The organism is Vibrio sp. 2433-A1, assembly GCF_056726085.1.
The window spans coordinates 129188-150444 of record NZ_JBRESC010000013.1 but is presented as its reverse complement, the minus strand read 5'-3'; the positions used below and the strand labels follow the sequence as shown (position 1 = coordinate 150444).

Sequence of the window (21257 nt, the reverse complement as noted above, 5' to 3'; positions counted from 1 at the left end):
GGCAGCTTTTTTTGTATTACATAATCACGCTAGTCGTGCTTGACCAAATGTGCTCGAACTCTTTGCTAATGTCGAACTCATTTAGGTGAGCGACGTGGAAGTTGAGTAAGTCTAAGTCGTATGATGGGGCAGTATAAACGCTGCCGCTATCAATGGCTGCAACTACACGGTCTGCTTGATTACGGGTGTAGTTATCTGGATCGTTCAATCGAGTTTGGCGTTCAAGTTGTTTGCGAACTTGGCTAACAACCATTTCGTATTCTGTCTGGGTAAAGCCTGACGCGAGCGCGCGTTTAATCTCTGACTTAACCACTTTTTTCACTTCAGTTTTGTCTGTTTCTTCAAGGCTTGCCACGCGTACCTGTGAAAGTAGACGATGATCAAATAGAACCTGGTTGTCGACGTCTACTTGAGCTTGTAGATGTTGTTTGTTTAGCGCGTCTTGGATGCGCTGTTCTAGCATTTTGTTCGCGAGCGTTGTCATTAGAAGCTCTTTACGATGAAGTTTACTGTCTTCTTCGTCGTTAAATGTACTTAAAGAGCTAATAGCAATTGGGCTTGTTTCTTCTTCTTGGCTGATAAGTTCAAGTTGAGGAGTAGAGCGTACAGATTCCGCTTGAGCGGTTGTGCGCCAGAATGAAAACTGACGTTCAATCGCCTTGATAGCTGACTTTTTCTTAATACCACCAACTACAACGATGGAGACTTGGTCTGGTGTAAAGTAAGTCTGCTTAAACTCTTTCACTGACTCTAATGGCGTTTGGTTTAGTGACTGCTCGTCTAGTGGCGCTAGTGCGTGAGTTAAGGTATCTAGGTGACGTTGACTAATCAAGTCATTAATGTCCTTGAGTGAACCTTGTGCTGACTCTAACAACTGCTCTGCGTTTGGTTGTTTAACTTCTTGGATTAAACCTGCATAAAGCGCTTCTAGTGCTTTTTCGATGTCACTGTTTGTCGCCGACGCGAAATCAATATCAAACACAGTTTGCTGATAGTCAGTCGAGACGTGCCAGTCAGTGTTTTGAATCGTATCTAAAGCGACAATACGTGCCGTTGGGAATTGGTTGTTTTCTTGTGCAACACCCGCATTAACACGCACACGGATTGATACTTCATCTGAGCTGCGAGTTGTAGGGAGAACAACGTATCTTAAGCCATTGTCCAAACGGTCAACTGTGGTCGATTTAGGCATGTTAATGTCAGTACTTGGGTACCAAAGTGATGTATTGCTAGCGGCAAGTACAGTCGGTGACGCAAGGGCAGTGCAGGCGAACAGAGTACTTAGGATTTGGCGGTATTGAATAGACACTTTCTTCTCCGGAGCAAGGTTAATTTCTCCTTGTTCAAAGCCTAAGTTATTGATTTTAGGCTTTAGTCTCTATCCTTGATACAGCATACGCAATGCGTGAAGCATGAACATGCTTTTATAAATTTGTGCGAATTCTCTACAACTTTAGTTAATTAGTCAAATGGAAATATAAACTTGCTGAATGTGTCTTAAGTTTGAGATTTGAATGGCTAGACTTTGGTGTAGTGGCTAGCACTAGCAAGAGAAAGGGGTTTTGAAAACCAATAGCCTTGTAGATAAGAAGCGCCCATATCAGTAAAGACACGCTGCATGGCGGCATCTTCAATACCTTCAATGACGATGTCAATGCCGTACGAATTACATAAATTAGTAATAAATGACAGGTACTCGAATGTCACTGGATTTTCAAGTGAACGCCAAGCGATGGACTTGTCGATTTTAATCTGTGAAAGAGGGAGATCGAAGAAACTGTTCAGTGAGCTATAACCGGCCCCAAAGTCATCAAGAGAAAGTTGAAACCCTAAGTCTTTGAGGGCGTTTAATTGAGTAATAGCGCTCTTGTTATCATCTAGACTGATTGTTTCGGTAAGCTCCAGAACGATAGAGGAGCTCTTAATGCCATGTTGCTCAGCTAGGCGCATTAATTCTTGGGGGAACTGTTGGCTTAGCAACTGGAGAACAGACACATTAACGTTCACACGCACATCACCAGTATGCGTTAATTGATACTGCTTAATAAACTGACAAGCTTTATTAAAAACAAAATAGCCCAGCTCACTGATTAAGCCATTCTTTTCTGCGACAGAGATAAATTCATCCGGATAAAGCTCTCCGAGTTCGTCACTTTTCCATCGAACGAGACTTTCAAAGCTCGCAATGCGTTGAGATTGAGAGCAAATGATAGGCTGGAATTTAACAGAAAGTTTGCCGTTATTAAGCGCATTCGCCAGTTCTTGTTCAATGAAGAAGTATCGATCCACTTTAGCTTTTGTCGAGCCAGTATAAACACGAATGAAACAGTCTTTTTGTTTATTGGCAAACTGACTGGTTTGCGCGGCAATTTTAACGACTTCTCCTGGGTTCTCGTGGCGAGAAATATTAGGGTAGATGCCGACACTGATGTCAGTCGCGAATAACAGATCAATGGCCTTGTTCGACTCTTGATATGCAGTATGTATACGCAGAGCGAGCTCTTTTAACTCAGCCTCGTCATACTGCCCGTAGAGAAGGATAGCGAAGTCATGGGACTGAATTCGATACAAATCAACGAACTTATCCGGAAAGCGATTCAAGGTGTTAGCTAGATGGGAAAGCATATTGCGTACTATTTGTGAACCATAGACAACTTGGTACGATCGAACGTTATCGAGCTGAACATACATCAAGTGGTAGCTTTCATTTGCCGATAGGTCATCTAAGTCCATCATTAGCTTTTGTTCGTTTGATAACCCAGAAGCTCCATCGCGAAGAGAGGCTTGCTGCACATAGGTTTCCATCAGCTTGCGATCGGAGATGTCTTTATGGCAGCCAATCATAAACCGTTTGCCATTGACCGTTTTGGTTATCGCCGTGCCTTCAAGCCAAACGTACTGCCCATTCTTAGAGCGGATACGATATTGGGTTGTGACTTTCGATTCGTTGTCTCGAATATGATCACCGACCTCGTCGCGTAAGGAGTCTCGGTCAAGTGGATGAACTAAATCGAGCCAATCTTGTAAGCAGGTGTGTCCTGATTTGATGCCGAACTTAGAGTAGAAAGAGGGGTTGTATAAACAAACATGTTCGGTATCTGCCATATAGAAAATACCATCATTCATCACATCAACCATGTGACAAAATTGGTTATCCATAAGATCGTCAAGCTGAGCGCCAGTCAACCCGATAGGCAGCTCGACCTCTTCATCGGTGCGATCGACACTCAATTCAGAGACAAGTGTTATCTTTGGTCGAGGCTGAATGCTTTTGATGGGTTGCGACATTGACGAGCGTTTACCTATTTAAACAAGAAAGTGATGTTACAAATCTATAGTTAGAGTAATACATTAAATATTTATGAATTCCTATCAAATTGATACTAATCTTGGTTTTATGATTAAAAAGTATTAACTGGAGCTCACTGGTTGAGCGAAAAAGTTGAAATTTTAATTAAATGACCGTATCGAAAATGAACTCTGCTTGTTTGACTCGAATTGAATAAATGGTAAATTTGTTGCTTAAAATGAGCCATGCTAAGGCGTTGTTTACTCGCTAGTTTGTCGTATTTTTATCCACCTAAACTCAACAATATCTTTATGGAGTGAGAATGAAATCTCAGCTTGACCTTAATCTGCTTAAGGTATTACCGCTGCTTGATAAGCATCGCCAACTAAAGCCAGTAGCAAAAGAGTTAGGTAAAACAGAAAGTGCGGTGAGCAAGCACCTTGCTAAACTACGGGAGCAACTTGGTGACCCGCTTTTTGTAAGGGGCGCATTTGAGTTTGAACCGACCGATTACACCATCAATCTGTTGCCGAAAATATCGGCGGGTCTCAACCTTATTGGTGAGGCTGTGCAACATGAAGAGTTTGATCCTGCCAGTTACGAAAAGACGATTTCTATCGCTTTACCTAGTCTTGCTCAAGACTTAATAGGTAAAGAACTACTCCTTGAGTTACTGAGCACCTTTCCAAAAGCGAAAATATCAATTACGACTTGGTCCGATACTTCGATCAATGAGATTTTGGATGACAATATCGATTTAGGTGTTCAATACTTCAATGAAGAGCTGACCAAAACCATTTATCAAAACCACCTTGGTAAGTACAAGGGTGCGATTGTTTGTTCTAAGAAATACGCAGAGCGCTCATTAGAAGAAAAGCTCTCTATGCCGTATGTCTTTATGGAAATGAAAGGTTGGCGCGATAAAGTGCAAGTTGGCCTAAGAGCCTTACAATCCAATGGTCTAGAAGTGAATAACATTGCTACGGTAGACAATATTACCTGTCTTTTTGACGTGCTCGAGGAAATTGAATGTGCAACACTGCTCCCGGCAGCTCGTCAGATAACATCTTCTACTCAGTGCCAAGCCACAGTGTTACCTGAAGAGCTGCAATTGGAGCATCCGCCGTCTGTTGTCGCTAACTATAAACTAGTTAACTATGATAGCCCGATGCACAACATGATTGTTGATATGATTAAGCGGCATCTCTTTTAAGTTCAGTCATATCAACATCGACATGCTGTTGAAGTCGAATTAATTCCACAATAGAGTCCACTTTGTACTTATCTAAGATACGTGACTTATAAGTACTGATAGTTTTAGAGCTTAGAGTCAGTATTTCTGAGATCTGCTTATTGGTATGACCTTTTAACAGGTAGTTGAATACGATCGTCTCACGTTTCGACAACTTAGTATGTCGACGTTGCGTACTGCCTTCATCGTTTTTAAATACGTTGAAACCACGAGTTACGCTAACAATCGCTTCTTTCAACATGGATATGTTTTCGGCTTTAGTGATGTAGCCGTTCGCGCCAATTTTTTTAGCCGTGTTGGAAAACATTGGATGTTGATTGGCAGAAATAAATAGGATCTTGCCACGGTAGCCGTGTGCTCGTGAGCGTCGAACAAATTCAAAACCGTCTGAGCCTTGAAGGTCAACATCGAGAATGACAAGCTCAATAGGGTGGTTATTAATAATCTGCAAACCAAATGATGAAGATGATGCTTGATAGACTTGGGTACTGACTGATAAATCATGAACTATTTGGCCAATTGCTTCACGCATGATTGGTTGGCTGTCGATAACTAAGACTTTAGAAATATGCATATACATTTTCTCCACTGACTAATTTGATTTGAACTATTGATCTATTCGTTAAGCGGGGTGCAATGTAAGGCATAACTGACGGAAAAGGGGGAAAGGCAAATTTTCCAAATTGGAAAATCAGTCAGCAACAAGTCAACTATGTCAGGGCTTAGTTACTAAGGTTATAGCGATGAAGGATCGCTTCTAAGGTTCCATCTTGCTTTAGCTTTTTAAGACTTGTGTTGAAGTCGTCAATGAAATCATCTTTATATGGGTAGCGTTCTGGGGTGACGTTGGTAAAGCCAAGGTAGCCGTGCTCACTCGAGACTGATGCACTCTCTATTACCATCCAGTCTTTAGGTAAAGAGCCTTCTTGAATCAGCTGCTTTATTTCCCACAAGATCGATATACGGTCGTTGATATAGCAATCGACTTTGTCATTGTGCAAGTTAAGAATGTTCTCCCGGTTGCCTTGGGCTTCTTTGATCTTTATTTGACCTTTTTTAACAGCCTGCCAGAACTCTCCGCCTCCTAAAGAAAACGACTCATTGATGCCAATGGTTAATCCGAAGTAGCTCTTTGGCCAAACGGAGAGTTCACGGCTACTTGCTGTTTTTTTAGAGCAAAATACGGATACTTCTTCTTTAAGGATTGCTTCTGAATATGGGGATATATAAAGCCTTTGTTCTGGATAATAATAGGGAGGGAAAAGCGCAAAACCTTCGCCGACTTCAAGCATTTTTAGGCCACGCTTCCATGGAAGGAGTTGAATTTGCACTTGGTAGCTAGGCATGGTTTCAAAGACAGTTTGTAGGATGTCGACATAAATACCAGCAGGTTGGTTATCGCTTAAATAACTGTATGGAGGGTACCCACTGTCACCATAAACCACCACCTTTGTTGGCGGGTGGTAAGCTGCGCTTTCAGCACTGTAAACTAGACTAATGAAAAGTAACCATCTCAAAGTAAATAGTCCTTACAAGTATTTTATACTTATTGGTAACTTTAGTTTATTTATAGAAGTATTGAGATTAGACTCTCTTTTTTTGTGAGTAAATCGACCTAAGGTAAGGTATGAGCCACGAGTATGAACAAGGCGAAGAAATAGAGATTGAAGCGATCGGTATCGAGGTGTCTTCACATCCGATCGAACTCTATAAAGTGTTTAAAATTGCTAACTTAGTCGGTGGCGGCGGTGAAGCTAAACACCTTATTTCTGAAGGCTTTGTTGCTGTAAATGGTGAGCTAGAATCAAGAAAGCGCCGCAAAATGTATGACGGAGATTTTTTCGAGTTTAACCAAGAATATTACGTTGTGATCTGTGATGCGCCAGTGACTGAGCCTGAAGCGAAGCCCGTAAAGCAAGAAAAGAAAGCTGAGAAAAAAACTGCCAAGAAGCCGAAATCACCATCAGCTAACACCTCTAAACAGAAGAAAAATGTTCAACAAGACAAGTCCGCGAGCAAGTCAAAGAACAGCAATGGACGTGGCTCGATAGATTTCTTCTAACAGATCATGATTGTTATTAAGGGGCTTTGAGCCCCTTTTTTGTGCCTGCAGTTTAAGGTTTGCCTTACGTTAGAGTGATGAATGTAAAAAACGTAAAGGGAAGATGACATAGTTACAAATCTAAATGATAATGCATTGCATTTGTAATTATGGAGTCTAACAATGAAAATGTCTACAGCAGTGCTAGTGACGGGGTTACTAGCGTTTGGCACTCAAGCAAAAATGGTCGAAATTGAGCATGCGCAGGGCACAACGAAAGTAGAATCAAACCCTGAACGTGTTGTGGTTATTGGCCTCGGTGCACTTGATACCGTGAAAGCATTTGGTATTGAACCTGTAGCGATTTCTACCGTAAGTATGTTCCCTGATTACCTATCGGAATACCGTGATTACAACTTCATTTCGGCGGGCAGCCTGCACGAACCGGATTTCGAAACTATCTACACGCAAAAACCAGATTTAATCATCATTGGTACACGCGCTGCGTCTCAGTTCAAAGAGCTTTCAGAAATCGCTCCAACGATCGTCTACGCATCAGACGCTAAGAAGGGTTACTGGGCAAGCACGCAAGAACAATGGCGTAACCTAGGTGAAGTGTTTGAAAAGCAAGACTTTGTAGAGAAGAAAATCGAGCAACTTGATAGCCAGTTTAAAGCAATCAGTGCGTCGAATCAGCACAACAACACAGACGCACTTACCGTTATGAGTGCAGGCGGCAACATTACCACGTTTGGCACGCAATCGCGTTTCTCAGCGATTTACAAAGACTTTGGCTTTAAAGAAGCCGTCGCAGGCATTAAAGAAAGCCGTCACGGCGATCTAGTCTCGTACGAATTTATTCGTGAGAAAAACCCAGACACACTGCTGATCATCGATAAAGATGTCCTTATCAATAAAGGCAAGCCAAGCACCGTAAAAAGTGATTTTGAGAACGATCTAGTGAAAGCGACAGATGCTTACCAAAACAAGAAAATGGCTTATTTAGACATTAATGCTTGGTACTTATCAATTGCTGGTATGCGTGCCACTGAACAGATGATCTCAGATGTTAAGTCAGCATCGTCAATAAACTAATACCTATTACAAAAAAATAAGAATAAAGCCTCAAGTTATTACTTGAGGCTTTTGTGCTGAGAGGCAAAGAGTGAAAAAGTTACTTCTGACGCTGGTTATATTGAGTTTAGCGTCATTGTTTGTTGGTGTCGGGCAGCTCAATCTAACATCCCTTTTGGCAGGCGATTCTGCTAGCTGGCACCTACTATTTACCAGTCGTATTCCGCGTCTATTTGCCGTACTATTGGCCGGTGCAGGCCTAAGTATTGCTGGGCTGATCATGCAGCAAATCAGTCAGAATAGATTTGCGTCTCCATCTACATCCGGCACGATCGAATGTGCCATGCTCGGTTATATCATCAGCTTAGTACTGTTTGGCAGCGAACAGCTTTGGCTAGTTTTTGCTGTGGCAATGGCTGGAACACTATTGTTTGTCCAGTTCATCAACCGAATTCAATTTAAGAACGCCATCTTTGTCCCCTTAGTCGGCATCATCTTCGGTAACGTAGTTGACTCACTCGCCACCTTTATTGCTTACAAATACGATGCGTTGCAAAACCTTTCTAGCTGGACAGTGGCTAACTTCGCCAACCTTCTTCAAGGCGACTATGAATTACTTTATATCGCGATTCCATTTGCGATATTCAGCTACCTATACGCTGCTCGTATCTCCGCGGTTGGCCTTGGTAAAGATTTTGCGACTAACCTTGGCTTGAACTACCAACAGGTACTGATCATTGGTGTATTGCTGGTTTCGGTGATGTCCGCTTCTGTGGTGATGATTGTTGGTATGTTGCCATTTCTTGGTCTAATTGTGCCGAACCTTGTCAGTCACTTCTTCGGCGACAATTTAAGACGCAATATTCCGCTTACGGCGATTCTTGGCGCATTGATTGTACTGTGCTGTGACTTAGCTGGTCGCTTAATTATCTTCCCATATGAGATTCCAATTTCGACCATCATCAGCATCTTGGGTGGCTCTGTGTTTATCTTCTTCATCTTGAAAGGGCAGAAAGATGCAAGATAGAACCAAACTCGTTTTGCTGGCAGCAACGGCAATCGTCTTTTGCTTTCTGTTCATAGGCATTGGCCTCAATGCGGACAACTACCAATACTTTTTGTCACGCCGCGTTCCTAAAGTGTTGGCAATGGTGATCGCAGGCATCGCCATCGGCCAGTCTGCGCTAGTGTTTCAAACCATCACGCACAACCGCATTTTGACGCCGAGCATTATGGGTTTTGACTCGCTCTACATGTTCACTCAAGTGCTGGTAGTTGTTTTGTTTGGTGGCATGAGCGCCATGGCGTTAAACGCGTACCTCAACTTTGGCTTGTCTGTGGCAGCGATGCTAGGGTTCTCTGTGTTGCTATTTAGCTTCTATTTCAGAGGTGAGCGACAGAACTTGATGGTATTGCTGCTTCTCGGGGTTATCCTCGGGCAGCTGTTCTCAAGTATCTCATCATTCTTCACTATGCTGCTCGATCCTAATGATTTCGCTGCAGTACAAGCGAATATGTTCGCCAGCTTTAACAACGTCAAGGTCGAGCTCGTTTATCTTTGCGCGCCACTGCTGCTGGGTATCAGCCTTCTGTTGTTCCGCTTGCACCGTACACTTGATGTATTTTGGTTAGATAAAGATAACGCAACCAGTTTGGGCGTCGACGTGAAGAAAGTGACGCTGCAAGTACTGATATTGAGCGCGGCACTTATCGCTGTCTCGACGGCCTTAATTGGGCCAATTATGTTCTTTGGCTTGTTAGTGACCAACCTTGCAAGAGAGCTGTTTAAGTCGTTTCAGCATAAGGTTTTATTGATCGGCGTATCTTTATTGTCAGTCGCTTCACTATTAAGTGGTCAGTGGATTGTCGAAAATCTATTTGGATTCTCAACCACCATCAGTGTCGTGATTAACTTTGTCGGCGGTATTTACTTCTTAACCATGTTGCTGCGCAACAAAATTGTCTAGGTTTCTATGATTTCATTAAAAAGCCTGACCAAAGCGTTTGGTCAATCTAAAGTGGTCGATAGCGTGAGCGCTGAGTTTAAAAAAGGCAAAGTGACCTCAATCATCGGCCCAAATGGTGCAGGGAAAAGTACTCTGCTATCTATGGCGAGTCGCCTAGTCAGTAAAGACAAAGGTGAAGTTTACATCGATTGTAAAGAGCTGAGTGATTGGGATACCAAAGAGCTCGCTAAGCGACTTGCGGTGCTGCGCCAAGCCAACAACATCACCATGCGATTTACTGTTCGAGAAATGATCGCCTTTGGACGTTTCCCTTATTCAAAGGGCAAGCTCAATGATGAAGATAACCAAATCATCAATAAAGCGATTGAGTACTTGGACCTAGTAGAGATTCAGCATAAATACCTAGATGAACTCAGTGGTGGTCAAAGACAGCTTTCTTTTATCGCGATGGTGATGGCGCAAGATACCGACTATGTATTTCTCGATGAGCCGTTAAACAACTTAGATATTAAGCATTCGTTGCAGATTATGCGCAACGTTGGCCGTTTAGCCCATGAGATGAATAAAGCCGTCGTCGTCGTGATTCACGATATTAACTTTGCTGCCTGTTACTCAGATAAGATCATTGCGCTTAAGAAAGGGCAGGTAGTGGCGCAAGGTAAAGTGGAAGAAGTGATTCAGTCTGACATTTTAGAAAGTATCTATGACACGCCGTTTAACATCATCGAAGTCGATGGCAAACGGATGTGTACTTACTACTAATGAAATTAAGGCCTTGAAATCAAGGCCTTTTTTGATCACTTGGTTAAATCTTCAATGATTGGACACTGGCTACCAGAATCACCTGGGCAAGCAGAGAGCCAGTTTTTGAGCTGACGCTCAATCTCTTTGAGCTCTTGTATCTTCACTTCTACTTCAGCCAGCTTCTCTTTTGCTATTGCCTTTACTTCGCTACTTTTACGGTTTGGGTTGGAAGCAAACTGAACAAACTCTTTACATTCGATCAGTGAAAATCCTGCATTTTTTGCCCGAGAGATAAGGTTAAGCTCTTGGACTTGTTGCTCTGAATATTCACGATACCCAGCATCACTGCGGCTAGGCGGAGTAATCAAGCCTTTGTCTTCATAAAGGCGAATAGACTTACTCGATAGTCCAGTTAGCTTTGATACAGCTCCGATGTTCATGTGTCGATCCTCAAGCTCAAGTCAAAATAGGGTTTAGAGTGTTTTACCACTATTGTAATGAGATTTGCAGCAATTTAATTACTAAGAGGCGATTGAAAATTAAAAGCCTACCTAGAATGAGGTGGAGGTGCTGTATAATTCAGCAATAGGGTGGGCAAAAGTGAACGGTTTGGTGTCACCCGTTTAAGTGTTAAATATCTATGGAGCCGCTTTTTTAACTTTATTTTGAGTGAGGGTTTCATAGTGGGCAGCGTCGCGGCTTAGAGTCCAGTTGATAGCTCGCTCTAACGGTAAAGCAGGGCTATAGTAGTAACCTTGGACGTAATCACAGCCATATTCTTTTAGGATGTTGATGACTTCTTCATGCTCGACACCTTCTGATACCACGGTGTAGCCAAGGCCATGAGCCAAAGAAATAGAGTTCGCAACAATTGAACGGTTTCTCTCATTTCTTTGCATCTGAGACACAAAGGACTGATCGATTTTGATTTGGTCGACAGGAAGATCACGAAGCAATGAAAGAGAAGAGAAACCGGTACCAAAATCATCAAGGCTAATTTTAAATCCCATTTGTTTTAATCTCTCTAAAAGAGGTGCAGGGCTGCGTAAGCGATTAATCGCCGTTGTTTCAGTGATCTCTAACACGACCATATTTACAAAGTGCTTGTTTAAAAAAGCCAAGCGACTCAACTGATTTTCAAGGTTCTTGGTCATCAAATCTTTAGCAGACAGATTGACATGTATTGGGCAGTGAATACCCGCCTTGATAAGCTTTTCAATATCACTAGCTACCTTATTTAGCATCCACTCAGTGATTGATGTGATCTTATTGCTTTGCTCAGCAATGTTAATGAAGTCAGACGGTGTGATTGGATTACCATCTTCATCTAACCACCGCATTAACGCCTCATAGTTGCATACAATATCGCGCTCCAAGCAGATAATCGGTTGATAAAATAAATCAAATTTATTGTTCTCGATCGCTTGATCAATTTGGCGAGAAATCTGTAGTTTTCGGCGCGCGTCTTGGCTCATATGTGAAGAGAAGTGTGCGACCTCATTACCATGTGTTTTGGCCCAATACATCGCGACATCTGCGGCATTAATAATCTGATCAACGCTGGTCCCATGTTTTGGGTATGAGCCGATACCGATGATAACGCTGCTGGTTAACTCAAATCCATCTATCGAAAACGGCTTTTTGAGTGATTGGTTTATTTTATGCGCAATGTCGAATGCATGATCCAATGATTGATTTGGCATGACGACTACGAACTCGTCCCCACCAATACGGGCAATAAAGTCGCCTTTACTTAAGTGCGCTCTTGAGCGATGCCCAATCTGAACCAGCAGTTGATCACCGCAAAAATGTCCCATACCGTCGTTAACTTGTTTAAAATTGACCACATCGAGCAGCATTAGTTGGAAAGGAATGTTGTCTGCAACGAGGAAGTTAACCGTTTCAATGCAGTGTTTACGGTTGGGCAGGGCAGTGAGTGGGTCATGAAGAGCATTGTGCTTTTCTTCTTGGGCGAGCATACGCAACTGTTGAATAGTACTTAGGCTAAACTTAGTGACCATAAACACAAAAATACTGCCTGAAAACAGAATCGTCGATAGACCAAATAAAATAGGGTCGACAGTTTTATCGATCAGCAGTGAACCTAAAACCAGAGAGTAGCCGACGACGAAACAGGCTATCAGCAGACTCAACAACCTCCACCCAGTGTGCTGGGTCTGAGCGCATATTTTTTTTGCTTGAGCTAACCCATAAACAAGAAAAATAATGCCGATGATGATGAGCGTGACCGCGAGTATAAACAAATAAATATCCAGTAACCGAATGTTGCTCTGCTAAGTTGTAGTTAGGTCGTTGTGAATATCAAGAAGGAGTATTCATAGATTAAATTTTAGTCATCAAATCCCTGTTTACAAAGATGACATTAATTTTCTTAGTCGAATTAAATCAACTGTTGCTCCAGATCAACAAAATTTATTTATATTGTTGAATCTTTCAAATAAAAGTTGAAAGATTAAAAAATTATTGAATAATGACTTAAACACTACAATAGAAGCACTACGCTTCATCAAATTGCTCTGATACAGGAACATACCCATGTCGAATTCGTTTGTGCTGGTCATTAACTCTGGTAGCTCATCATTAAAGTTTGCAGTGATTGACTCTGCGTCTGGCGACGCAATTGTCAGTGGTTTAGGTGAGTGTTTCGGCTTACCAGAAGCCGTAATCAGCTGGAAGTATAACGGTGAGAAAACTGAAGAAGCTATCGATGCTCCAGACAATCATCACCAACATGCTATCAACCGAATCGTAGCATTGATGGAAGCGTTAGGTTTCACAAAAGATTTAGTTGCCGTGGGTCATCGTATCGTACACGGTGGTGAAAAGTTCACTTCTACCGTACGAATTAATGATGAAGTACTAGCAGAAATTGAAAACTTGTCTGATTTGGCACCGCTCCACAACCCAGCAGGCGCAAAAGGTATTCAAGCTGCTATGCAAGCTTTCCCAAGCCTACCTCAATTCGCTGTATTTGATACTGCATTCCACCAAACAATGCCGAAAAAAGCATTCACAGGTGGGATTTCAAATGAGCTTTATAAAGAGTACGGAATCCGTCGATACGGTTTCCACGGCACTAGCCACTATTTCGTAAGCCGAGAAGCTGCGAAAATGCTGAATAAACCAGTTGAAGAAGCGAGCTTTATCTCTGTTCACCTAGGTAACGGTGCATCTGTATGTGCGATTGAAAAGGGTGAGTCAGTCGATACCTCTATGGGCTTCACGCCGCTTGCTGGTCTAATGATGGGTACACGTTCTGGTGACCTTGATCCAGGCGTTATCGAATTCCTAATCAAAAAAGGTTGGACGACAGAGCAAGTATTCGAAACTCTGAATAAGAAATCAGGTTTCTTAGGTGTTTCTGGCCTAACATCGGACGCTCGTGGCATTCTAGAAGCGATGGAAACTGGTCACGAAGGTGCGAAACTCGCATTTGAAGTGTTTACCTACCGCGTAGCGAAGTACATTGGTTCTTACCTAATTCCACTTAGCAACCTTGACGCAATTATCTTTACGGGTGGTATTGGTGAAAATTCACTACCTATTCGCCGTGAAATCTTAAACAACCTAAAGCTTCTAGGTTTTGTTGAAGACGAGAAGGGTAACGAAGACGCACGCTTTGGTAATGCAGGTATTATCGCGAAGTCTCATATTCTTGATGCGGTCGCCATGGTTATTCCAACCAATGAAGAGTTCGTTATTGCTCAACAGTCGGTAGACCTTCTGTAATCGATTTTAAGAAAATCAGATAATGAAAAGCGAGCCCAAGTGGCTCGCTTTTTTGTTTTATATGTTGGTTAAACCATCACAAACGATAGTTTCTTTGTCTAGTAGACCTTTGAGTTAACGAGGCTAGAGCTGACTTATTTTTGCCCCGAAACGTTTTAGCTGAATGATTTCTCTTAAAATGCTGATCTTCATTTTTTCTTAGAAAATGTTATCTGGAATGCGTGCGCAAATTGATCAATTGATGCCGCACCAATACACGGGTAGCTACATCGACGGCAACAATGGATTGGTTCACCTTGAGTAAGATCAGGGTGAAGTGATCCAAGATACCACACTCACCTACATTCACGAGCAAGCGGGCTATGTCTCGGTAGTGAAAGCCACTAAGGGGTATTTCTAAGCAGCTTTAGACGCCTATCGAGTAACGAGGCAAAGCGAACAGATTAAGAAGGAAGAGCAACAAGTAGAGCGAACGGTTGGGCCTCCCAATCTGCCTAATAAATAGCACTCCGACTCACACAAGCTAAGCTTGCTGCGTGTTAAATGCAAAAGCCCTAGTCTAAGGCTTTCTTTTGAATTAAACGGGTTTTAAACAATAGTGGTCATTGCTTTGAAGTCTTATTTCTTTCATCTAATAAGCTAACCACACAACTGGACTGATCCGTTGGCTCTAAATATACCGAAACCGATTTTTCGTGTTCTTCCGTTTTAACATTCATATTGAAGTATGTATGTTCAATTTTGAGAAAATCAAAACTTGTCCCAAATACGGTAGGGATTGGACTGTTTTCTACAAAAGAAATCTTATCAAGTGGGAACTCGCTTCCCTGATCGGGTAGCCGTTCGTAATGTTCTTTTGGCATTGAAAAGTCAAATGAGCCGACATCAGTGCCACTCGTGTGAATATTCCCCTCAGTTAATGAGCTAGCGGTAGTAAGTGCTATAAACTCATTTTCGGGAATTTCAAAGTCACAAAAAGTTGGCTCTGGTAGTTTGAAGTGAGATGAAAGTTTCTTAACGCAATCGACGACATGGACTAACTCTCCAATACTGACAAAAAAACGTTTTGTTTCACTAGAGAAATCTTTTTCGGCCTCAAATGGATTGAGTTCATACCCCTCTTCAAACTCAATACTGACCCCTAGGATACCGCCATTCAGCAAAATATCTTTTGCAGACAGAAGTCTCTTAAAGTACGGAATTTTGTTTAGGCTTTTATTACCCCATTGCTCAACAGATGCGACGAAGTTGTATTGGAGAGTTCCTCTGTCTGCGTGATAGAACATTGTGATCTTAAGAAATTTATTGAAAGCATAGGCCGTAAACTTAAGCCCATTTTCCAAAATGTATTGTTTTCCGTTGAACTCACCCAAGTAAAGATGTTTGTCATTCAATATCGCGTACAAAGACAACTTAATTTTTGTCGCATGTGGTTCTATTCGAAGCTCGCCACTTTCACCGAAGCCATCAGTAACCGCTTCGAATAGTTTAGAACCTGAAAACGAAATTGAACTCGTAGGTATTGTTACAGGCTTACCGGATGTTCTCATTTCTTTGAGTTGGCTATCGAAAGATAGGCCAGTCTCGTGGTCCATTGTCACCTTTACGCTAACATTGTCAGCAATGGGTGTAATAAGTGTTTGGGTATTACCATTTATGACATTTGTTTGAACTGAGAACCTATTGTCTAGTTGACTTAAATGCTTGTCAAAATGCTTGACTGCCATTGCACCTTTATTGAATAGCGAAGCGGGGTCTCGACCTCCGACATAGTTTAAAGTTTCAGCTATAGCTCTAGTCTCAATTTCTTCTTTTGGAAGCATCTGTTTTCCGACATTACTTCTTACATATTCAATGGTTTGGCTTTTCCAACTATTGAGTAACTCCACTGAATATGAAGCCGCATCGTCATCTATCAATCGCGAGCAATTCGAGCAGAGCCATACTCCGTTCTCATAGGATCGCCTTTCATCCTTTGTTTGATCTGGGTTATATCTTGGTCCACCAGGTGCAGCAGCACATATATGAGCAGCAACCCCAGTGTTTAAGGTTTTGTCCTTATCGGATACAGATGCAATAGTTAAAACACGACAGTTAGGATTTGAACAATAGCCAGCAACATTTTCTCTTAGTGTGGTGATTGTATTTTTTAGGAAATCATGTCTTGGGTGGGTCTTCATTTTATATGGATCATCCTTTGAAACCTTGAACATAAAATAACGTATGTTGTGTTCTGTTTTCTATAACTTTCATCCACTTTTGGGGTTTAGGAAAAACTTCATACAATCCACCACTTGGATGCCAGATATGACCATCATAACTTATCTATCACTTTGCTTTGAACTGCCAGCGGGTAGCGATGGCCGCCAGTTTAACAACGACAACCCAACCGCCGTTCTAGAGCACTTCAAAAACAAAAAGCGCCAAATCCCACTCGATATCGAGCACGCTACCGAACTCAATGGCCCGAAAGACGAACCTGCTCCTGCACAAGGTTGGTTGAGCGATCTTGAAATGATCGACGGTGAAACCTAGGCACCCGTTGCACTCAGTTCAGACGGTGAACGCCTCATCGAAAATGAGAACTACAAGTAGATCATCCCTGCGTTCTTGCACAACAAAGACGGGCAAATCATCGGTATTAGTATTGTCGGCCTCACCAAATACTATCAGGTTCAAGTCTTGCTTTTTTCTTGGCGGAGTTTCCTATACTTGAAGTTATCCATTAATTACTAATTTAGTAATGTAACTAACAAGGTTTTGTCCAAATCCGTGTTAGTAGGTGCAATACTAATAGGTTGCCAACCAATGAAGAGTTTGTGATTGCTCAACAGTCGGTAGAGCTTCTGTAATCTATTTTAAGAAAATCAGATAATGAAAAGCGAGCCCAAGTGGCTCGCTTTTTTGTTTTATATGTTGGTTAAACCATCACAAACGATAGTTTCTTTGTCTAGTAGACCTTTGAGTTAACGAGGCTAGAGCTGACTTATTTTTGCCCCGAAGTGTGCCGGCATCAATATATTCAAGGGTCTTCTAACCACAAAAGCCATGAAATTTGTTTATGTATGTGGCCAATTAAATTGACCACGACACCACAATTATTTAGATCTCCTTCGTAAGTGGATAAGATTATAGAATGAGCAAAGCGAGCTATGGTAGTTTTAGTGTCACTAGCTCGCATTGTTGAATTCTAATAACGATGGAAAAGCGTCTTCGGTAGATAACAGCGGGAAGTCACCCAATGAAGTGTAAGTTCGAATTTGTATGTGACCGCAACTAGGAGGACTTGGAACCTACGTCTAATGATACATTGTGAACTTCGGACATAACAGGATAAGGAAAGCGCATGTTTTATTTGTTTCTCATAGCATTGGCAATTACAGGAGAAGTTCTCCCAGAGGAGCACAACAGGTTTTATGCTTTGGGTACGGGCCAACCGCCGATTGTGTTGCTTAGAGAAGATGATGAACTTTGGAATGCAAGGATGATGGACCGAAAGAACTTGCAGCATATCCCTCAAGGCTTATTTCATCTCAATGGTTTGGCTGTTGGTAAGAAGACAAAAGAAGACTTCAATTATTATGATATGTCTGAATTACTGTCGATAGAAACAATCACCCAGTTGGTAACGAATAAGCGGTTTGATGTTCAAGGTGGCCGAGTTTATATCAATCATGATTATGAACTTGATGAACGAGAGGGGATAGAAGTTCGTTACTCATCAAATGATATTCGTGAGGAAGGCTTTTCTGTAGTCATATTGTGGGATAAACAGTTTGACGATGAAATGGTACTTCCAGCCAGTAAACATACCAAACTAAACCATGCGAATATATCGGGTTTTTCACCAGAAAAACTAAGAGTGGCACGAAACGAAATTTTTGCTCGCCATGGCTACATTTTTAGCTCTAAAGAGCTTACCTATTATTTTTCCACTACCAGCTGGTACAAACCTGAAACCAAAAATGTGTCGTTAACTGAGATTGAAAAGTACAATGTTATGTTCCTCAAGCAGCTGGAGCAGGAACAAGAAACGCAGTCTCAATCACCCAAAGCCAATCAACAACGCTCAGTCTATACCGATGACGAATTGATGCCGGGTTCTGATAAAAGGCCATTGAAGAAAAGTGAACTGACGGGTTTCTCTGCTCAGGAGTTACGTTTTATACGGAACGAGATATTCGCGCGGCATGGTTACATATTTAAATCTGAAGATCTGACAGAGCACTTTTCAAAAAGAACATGGTATTACCCGATTTTTGATTCGGTTGAGTTGTCCGCGATTGAAGCTGCGAATGTAAGGTTGATTAAGTCGCTGGAAGGTGGTCAGTAAGAATATTGAGTAAGTGAGTGTAGTGGATGAACAAAAATGGGCACTAAGATCGAGGTTTTGCCGTACCTCTGGTAATTCGTGAAATGCTAATTTAACAAAGTCACTGACACGTTTCTCTGTCCAAATCCGTGTTAGTAGGTGCAATACTAATAGGTTGCCAACCCATGAAGAGTTCGTTATTGCTCAACAGTCGGTAGAATTGCTGTAACAGCTTAAACAGGAACATAAGTCAATTTAAGGCCAACCATCAGGTTCGCCTTTTTTATTAAGTTAAACGACAATCCTGCGTCCATTCACAAGTTCACTTTCTTCTGGTACCTCAAATTTAGGATCCATAAAGTTGAACATCATGTCTGTTACTTCGAAAGAGTATACGGTAGGATCATTTTTAACATTTCGTTTAGCGACCCGCTGTCTTCGTGTCTCTTTATGCGCATCGAGGTAATGAATTTCAGCGTAGATACCTAAACCTCGAGCCTTATTTATAAAGATGCCCCGTTGTGCCTTAGTTGTAAAACCCAGATCAAGCACGACATTTCCGTCTAATGATAGAACTTGCTCACTGACTTCCCAGATTTGCTCATAACAGCGATTAACACGTTCCATCATCCATGAAAAATCAAGTGAATCCATATCTTTCGCAAATAATGTCTGCAACCAGGGATCTATTGAGAATTTCACTGCTTTGAGCTCGTCACATAAATTTATCGAGTACGTTGTCTTACCTGCGCCTGTAGGCCCACACACCAGAATTAACCTAGCCACTTTTAACTCCTTTTCAACCTATCCTGAGTATTACGCCAGTTATTAAATACAACTGAACACGTGATGCTCATTACTGTTCCCATTGCGATGGAATAACGGCTGCTTGGCCGCCTAACTTAACGACTTTTCCACCATGTTGGTTAGAGTAGCCAGTTGCTTCAGTGGCATTGGAGAACCAAAGAACAGGGTAACCAGCATCACGTAACTCAATACTATTGGGAAGTATTGAACCTTTAGGAGCTGTAACGATTTGTTGTTTGAAGTCTGCCCAACAACTCGCGCCATTTTCTGCCGCCAGCATTTGCAACAAATGCTTACGTTGGATAATCGAACTATTTTTCTTGAGTTCAACCAACGAGATATTGGTTAGCACGTTTGAATTGAGTAAACGTCTAAGAACAGGTAACGCGTCAGACAGTGACGTTGACTGGGTGAGTTTTTGTAAGACTTTTGCTTCTCGAAGCCAAAGTTGAAGATCGGGATTATTTTGTTGGCACATATCGTCCTCCTTTTAGTCAACCTACTCGCTGTCGGTGATGGGATGATATGCAAGTGAAAGGCTTGCTATAAATTTTTTAATCGTTGGTACTATCGTTTTTGCGAGGTAGGCATCCAACCGGCCTGTCTAAAGGCTACTACGCTTTGCAAGGTATAGCAACATAGCTGGGAGAATAGACCCCAGTAGTTTAAGCAATGGGAAAGGGTTGTATGGCATGTTTTGCGGCTCTCAACCCCATTTGATATCCAGCATCGAGCTTGTCTTTGTTCGTTGTGAGCCTTCCTACGGCAAAGTTATCTTCTGGGGCAATAACGTGAACCCTGCAGTCATGAGGCGGGTTATTAATAAACGCTAGAGTGTCGTTGTATTGCTGAGCTCGATTGATCATCGCATCAGCAAGATGCGGCGTGTTTTTCATCAGTCGACGTATTAACCAAGGAGCCTTTGGCGGTCGCTTCATATAGCCTGGCTTTTGCGACAGGATAACAGTGATTTCTTTTGCACCTCGCTTGTAGGCTTCCATCACCGGAATGGAATCAGCGACGCCTCCGTCGATCATTGTTTTTCCTTCAACATTAATCGGAGTGCGATAAGCCATAGGCAGTGAACATGACGCTTTTAGAATCATCTCTAAATTACTTTCATGTCCTAGGGTATAAACGGGTTCACCAGTCGAGACATCGGTTGTCACTATATGAAAGGGGATAGACTGCTCGGAGAAAGCTTGCATATCATAGGGATTGTGCAGCGCTATGTAATCCCATAGCCAATCAAGATCGAGCCAGTGACCACCTTTGGCAAAACGGCGGAAGTTAATGAACTCAGGGCGGCAAGAATAGTCTGCGATGATGGTATAGGTTCGACCCCGCTGGTTAGAAAGCCAAGAGGCGATATTGGTCGAACCCGCAGAAACGCCAATGCAAAAATCAAAAGGGTTGTAGTCGTAGTCAATAAAGCCGTCTAAAACCCCAGCTGCAAATATCCCTCGCATTGCACCACCTTCAACGACTAAGGCATGCTTTGTTTTTTGTGTCATGTGAAGTCCGTTTCCTGCATATTCTTGGTCAAAATAACAGAATTGGAATAGGAACTCTATTGCCTATTAAGCGGTTCATGTAGATTTCAACTTACTGAATGGTTTTCAGTCTATTCGGGTAATAAAGGTCTGCTCGTCATCGACAAAAGCGACAAAGCCGCCGTGATAGATAAATACTCGACCACGCCCTTCAACTAGGCAGGCAAGCTGTGGGTTCAAATCTTCTTCATTATCCGCGCTTTCAAATGTGCCAGTATCGGTGATTACGCCGTTAAGTGGAGGCAGATATCCATAAGTACGCTTGGCTTGATCAATCAGGCTCAATTCGCTGTTGATAGAGAAGCAAGAGGGGATCCTGCCAGCGTCTTCTATAAACATAGGTTTCAGTTCTTCAAAAGCGGTAATAACCAGCCAGTCGATGCCGTTAACGTGATGGATAAACATAGGGTATCTCGATATTTTTGATGCGGAGAGTCTATCACTATTTAGGGGAGAACCTAGTAGAGA

Annotated in this window: 20 protein-coding genes; 9 read left to right on the top strand and 11 right to left on the bottom strand. The window is 42.2% G+C overall.

Annotated features, from left to right (window positions below; all coding sequences use genetic code 11):
• Nucleotides 1–16: 16 nt before the first annotated feature.
• The gene (locus tag ACU01J_RS14630) at nt 17–1309 is read right to left on the bottom strand and encodes an insulinase family protein (RefSeq protein WP_481086368.1); all 1293 of its coding nucleotides are present in this window, start codon (nt 1307–1309) and stop codon (nt 17–19) included.
• Nucleotides 1310–1518: 209 nt separating this feature from the next.
• On the bottom strand, nt 1519–3288 hold the full coding sequence (locus ACU01J_RS14625) for an EAL domain-containing protein (RefSeq protein WP_481086367.1): 1770 nt from the start codon (nt 3286–3288) through the stop codon (nt 1519–1521).
• A 323-nt stretch (nt 3289–3611) separates the two neighbouring features.
• Between ACU01J_RS14625 and ACU01J_RS14620 the strand changes: the two genes are divergently transcribed.
• Nucleotides 3612–4502: a LysR family transcriptional regulator gene (locus ACU01J_RS14620; protein ID WP_481086366.1), complete on the top strand. Its 891-nt coding sequence runs from the start codon at nt 3612–3614 to the stop codon at nt 4500–4502.
• Here the strand turns inward: ACU01J_RS14620 and ACU01J_RS14615 are convergent.
• Nucleotides 4483–5115, bottom strand: coding sequence for a response regulator (locus ACU01J_RS14615; RefSeq protein WP_481086365.1), 633 nt, complete (start codon nt 5113–5115; stop codon nt 4483–4485). The genes ACU01J_RS14620 and ACU01J_RS14615 overlap by 20 nt on opposite strands.
• A gap of 148 nt (nt 5116–5263) precedes the next feature.
• Entirely contained in the window at nt 5264–6058 is a 795-nt protein-coding gene (locus ACU01J_RS14610; RefSeq protein WP_481086364.1) for a substrate-binding periplasmic protein, read from the bottom strand.
• 110 nt (nt 6059–6168) lie between these two features.
• On the opposite strand from ACU01J_RS14610, the gene ACU01J_RS14605 reads away from it, so the two are divergent.
• The 5 genes from ACU01J_RS14605 to vctC all read left to right on the top strand — a co-directional run bounded on the left by ACU01J_RS14605 (nt 6169) and on the right by vctC (nt 10385).
• The gene (locus tag ACU01J_RS14605; protein WP_481086363.1) at nt 6169–6603 is read left to right on the top strand and encodes an RNA-binding S4 domain-containing protein; all 435 of its coding nucleotides are present in this window, start codon (nt 6169–6171) and stop codon (nt 6601–6603) included.
• A 162-nt stretch (nt 6604–6765) separates the two neighbouring features.
• Complete coding sequence (locus tag ACU01J_RS14600; RefSeq protein WP_481086362.1) at nt 6766–7677, top strand: siderophore ABC transporter substrate-binding protein; 912 nt, start codon at nt 6766–6768, stop codon at nt 7675–7677.
• Between the two features lie 70 nt (nt 7678–7747).
• Nucleotides 7748–8683, top strand: coding sequence for an iron chelate uptake ABC transporter permease subunit VctD (vctD, locus tag ACU01J_RS14595; RefSeq protein WP_481086361.1), 936 nt, complete (start codon nt 7748–7750; stop codon nt 8681–8683).
• Nucleotides 8673–9623 carry an iron chelate uptake ABC transporter permease subunit VctG gene (vctG, locus tag ACU01J_RS14590; RefSeq protein ID WP_481086360.1) on the top strand — a complete coding sequence of 317 codons (951 nt, stop codon included), beginning with the start codon at nt 8673–8675 and terminating at the stop codon, nt 9621–9623. Before vctD ends, vctG begins: the two co-directional genes overlap by 11 nt.
• Before the next feature lie 6 nt (nt 9624–9629).
• A complete protein-coding gene (gene vctC / locus ACU01J_RS14585; RefSeq protein WP_481086359.1) occupies nt 9630–10385 on the top strand; it encodes an iron chelate ABC transporter ATP-binding protein VctC in 756 nt (251 codons plus the stop codon).
• Nucleotides 10386–10420: 35 nt separating this feature from the next.
• On the opposite strand, the gene cueR is transcribed toward vctC, so the two are convergent.
• Together cueR and ACU01J_RS14575 are read right to left on the bottom strand one after the other, a co-directional pair.
• Complete coding sequence (gene cueR / locus ACU01J_RS14580; RefSeq protein WP_481086358.1) at nt 10421–10807, bottom strand: Cu(I)-responsive transcriptional regulator; 387 nt, start codon at nt 10805–10807, stop codon at nt 10421–10423.
• A gap of 198 nt (nt 10808–11005) precedes the next feature.
• Nucleotides 11006–12631 (bottom strand): putative bifunctional diguanylate cyclase/phosphodiesterase, encoded by a 1626-nt coding sequence (locus ACU01J_RS14575; protein WP_481086357.1) that lies wholly within the window; start codon nt 12629–12631, stop codon nt 11006–11008.
• 292 nt (nt 12632–12923) lie between these two features.
• On the opposite strand from ACU01J_RS14575, the gene ACU01J_RS14570 reads away from it, so the two are divergent.
• Nucleotides 12924–14117 (top strand): acetate/propionate family kinase, encoded by a 1194-nt coding sequence (locus tag ACU01J_RS14570; RefSeq protein ID WP_481086356.1) that lies wholly within the window; start codon nt 12924–12926, stop codon nt 14115–14117.
• Between the two features lie 602 nt (nt 14118–14719).
• Here the strand turns inward: ACU01J_RS14570 and ACU01J_RS14565 are convergent.
• On the bottom strand, nt 14720–16297 hold the full coding sequence (locus ACU01J_RS14565) for a hypothetical protein (RefSeq protein ID WP_481086355.1): 1578 nt from the start codon (nt 16295–16297) through the stop codon (nt 14720–14722).
• Nucleotides 16298–16424: 127 nt separating this feature from the next.
• Between ACU01J_RS14565 and ACU01J_RS14560 the strand changes: the two genes are divergently transcribed.
• Both ACU01J_RS14560 and ACU01J_RS14555 read left to right on the top strand, forming a co-directional pair.
• Nucleotides 16425–16652 carry a phage protease gene (locus ACU01J_RS14560; protein ID WP_481086354.1) on the top strand — a complete coding sequence of 76 codons (228 nt, stop codon included), beginning with the start codon at nt 16425–16427 and terminating at the stop codon, nt 16650–16652.
• 811 nt (nt 16653–17463) lie between these two features.
• Entirely contained in the window at nt 17464–18450 is a 987-nt protein-coding gene (locus ACU01J_RS14555; RefSeq protein ID WP_481086353.1) for a YARHG domain-containing protein, read from the top strand.
• Nucleotides 18451–18720: 270 nt separating this feature from the next.
• On the opposite strand, the gene ACU01J_RS14550 is transcribed toward ACU01J_RS14555, so the two are convergent.
• The 4 genes from ACU01J_RS14550 to ACU01J_RS14535 form a co-directional block, all read right to left on the bottom strand.
• A complete protein-coding gene (locus tag ACU01J_RS14550; RefSeq protein ID WP_481086352.1) occupies nt 18721–19215 on the bottom strand; it encodes a P-loop nucleotide/nucleoside kinase family protein in 495 nt (164 codons plus the stop codon).
• Between the two features lie 70 nt (nt 19216–19285).
• Nucleotides 19286–19714 carry a hypothetical protein gene (locus ACU01J_RS14545; protein WP_481086351.1) on the bottom strand — a complete coding sequence of 143 codons (429 nt, stop codon included), beginning with the start codon at nt 19712–19714 and terminating at the stop codon, nt 19286–19288.
• Nucleotides 19715–19901: 187 nt separating this feature from the next.
• Nucleotides 19902–20750, bottom strand: a complete 849-nt coding sequence (locus ACU01J_RS14540; RefSeq protein ID WP_481086350.1) for a patatin-like phospholipase family protein — start codon at nt 20748–20750, stop codon at nt 19902–19904.
• A gap of 105 nt (nt 20751–20855) precedes the next feature.
• A complete protein-coding gene (locus ACU01J_RS14535) occupies nt 20856–21194 on the bottom strand; it encodes a cytosolic protein (protein WP_481086349.1) in 339 nt (112 codons plus the stop codon).
• Nucleotides 21195–21257: the final 63 nt, after the last annotated feature.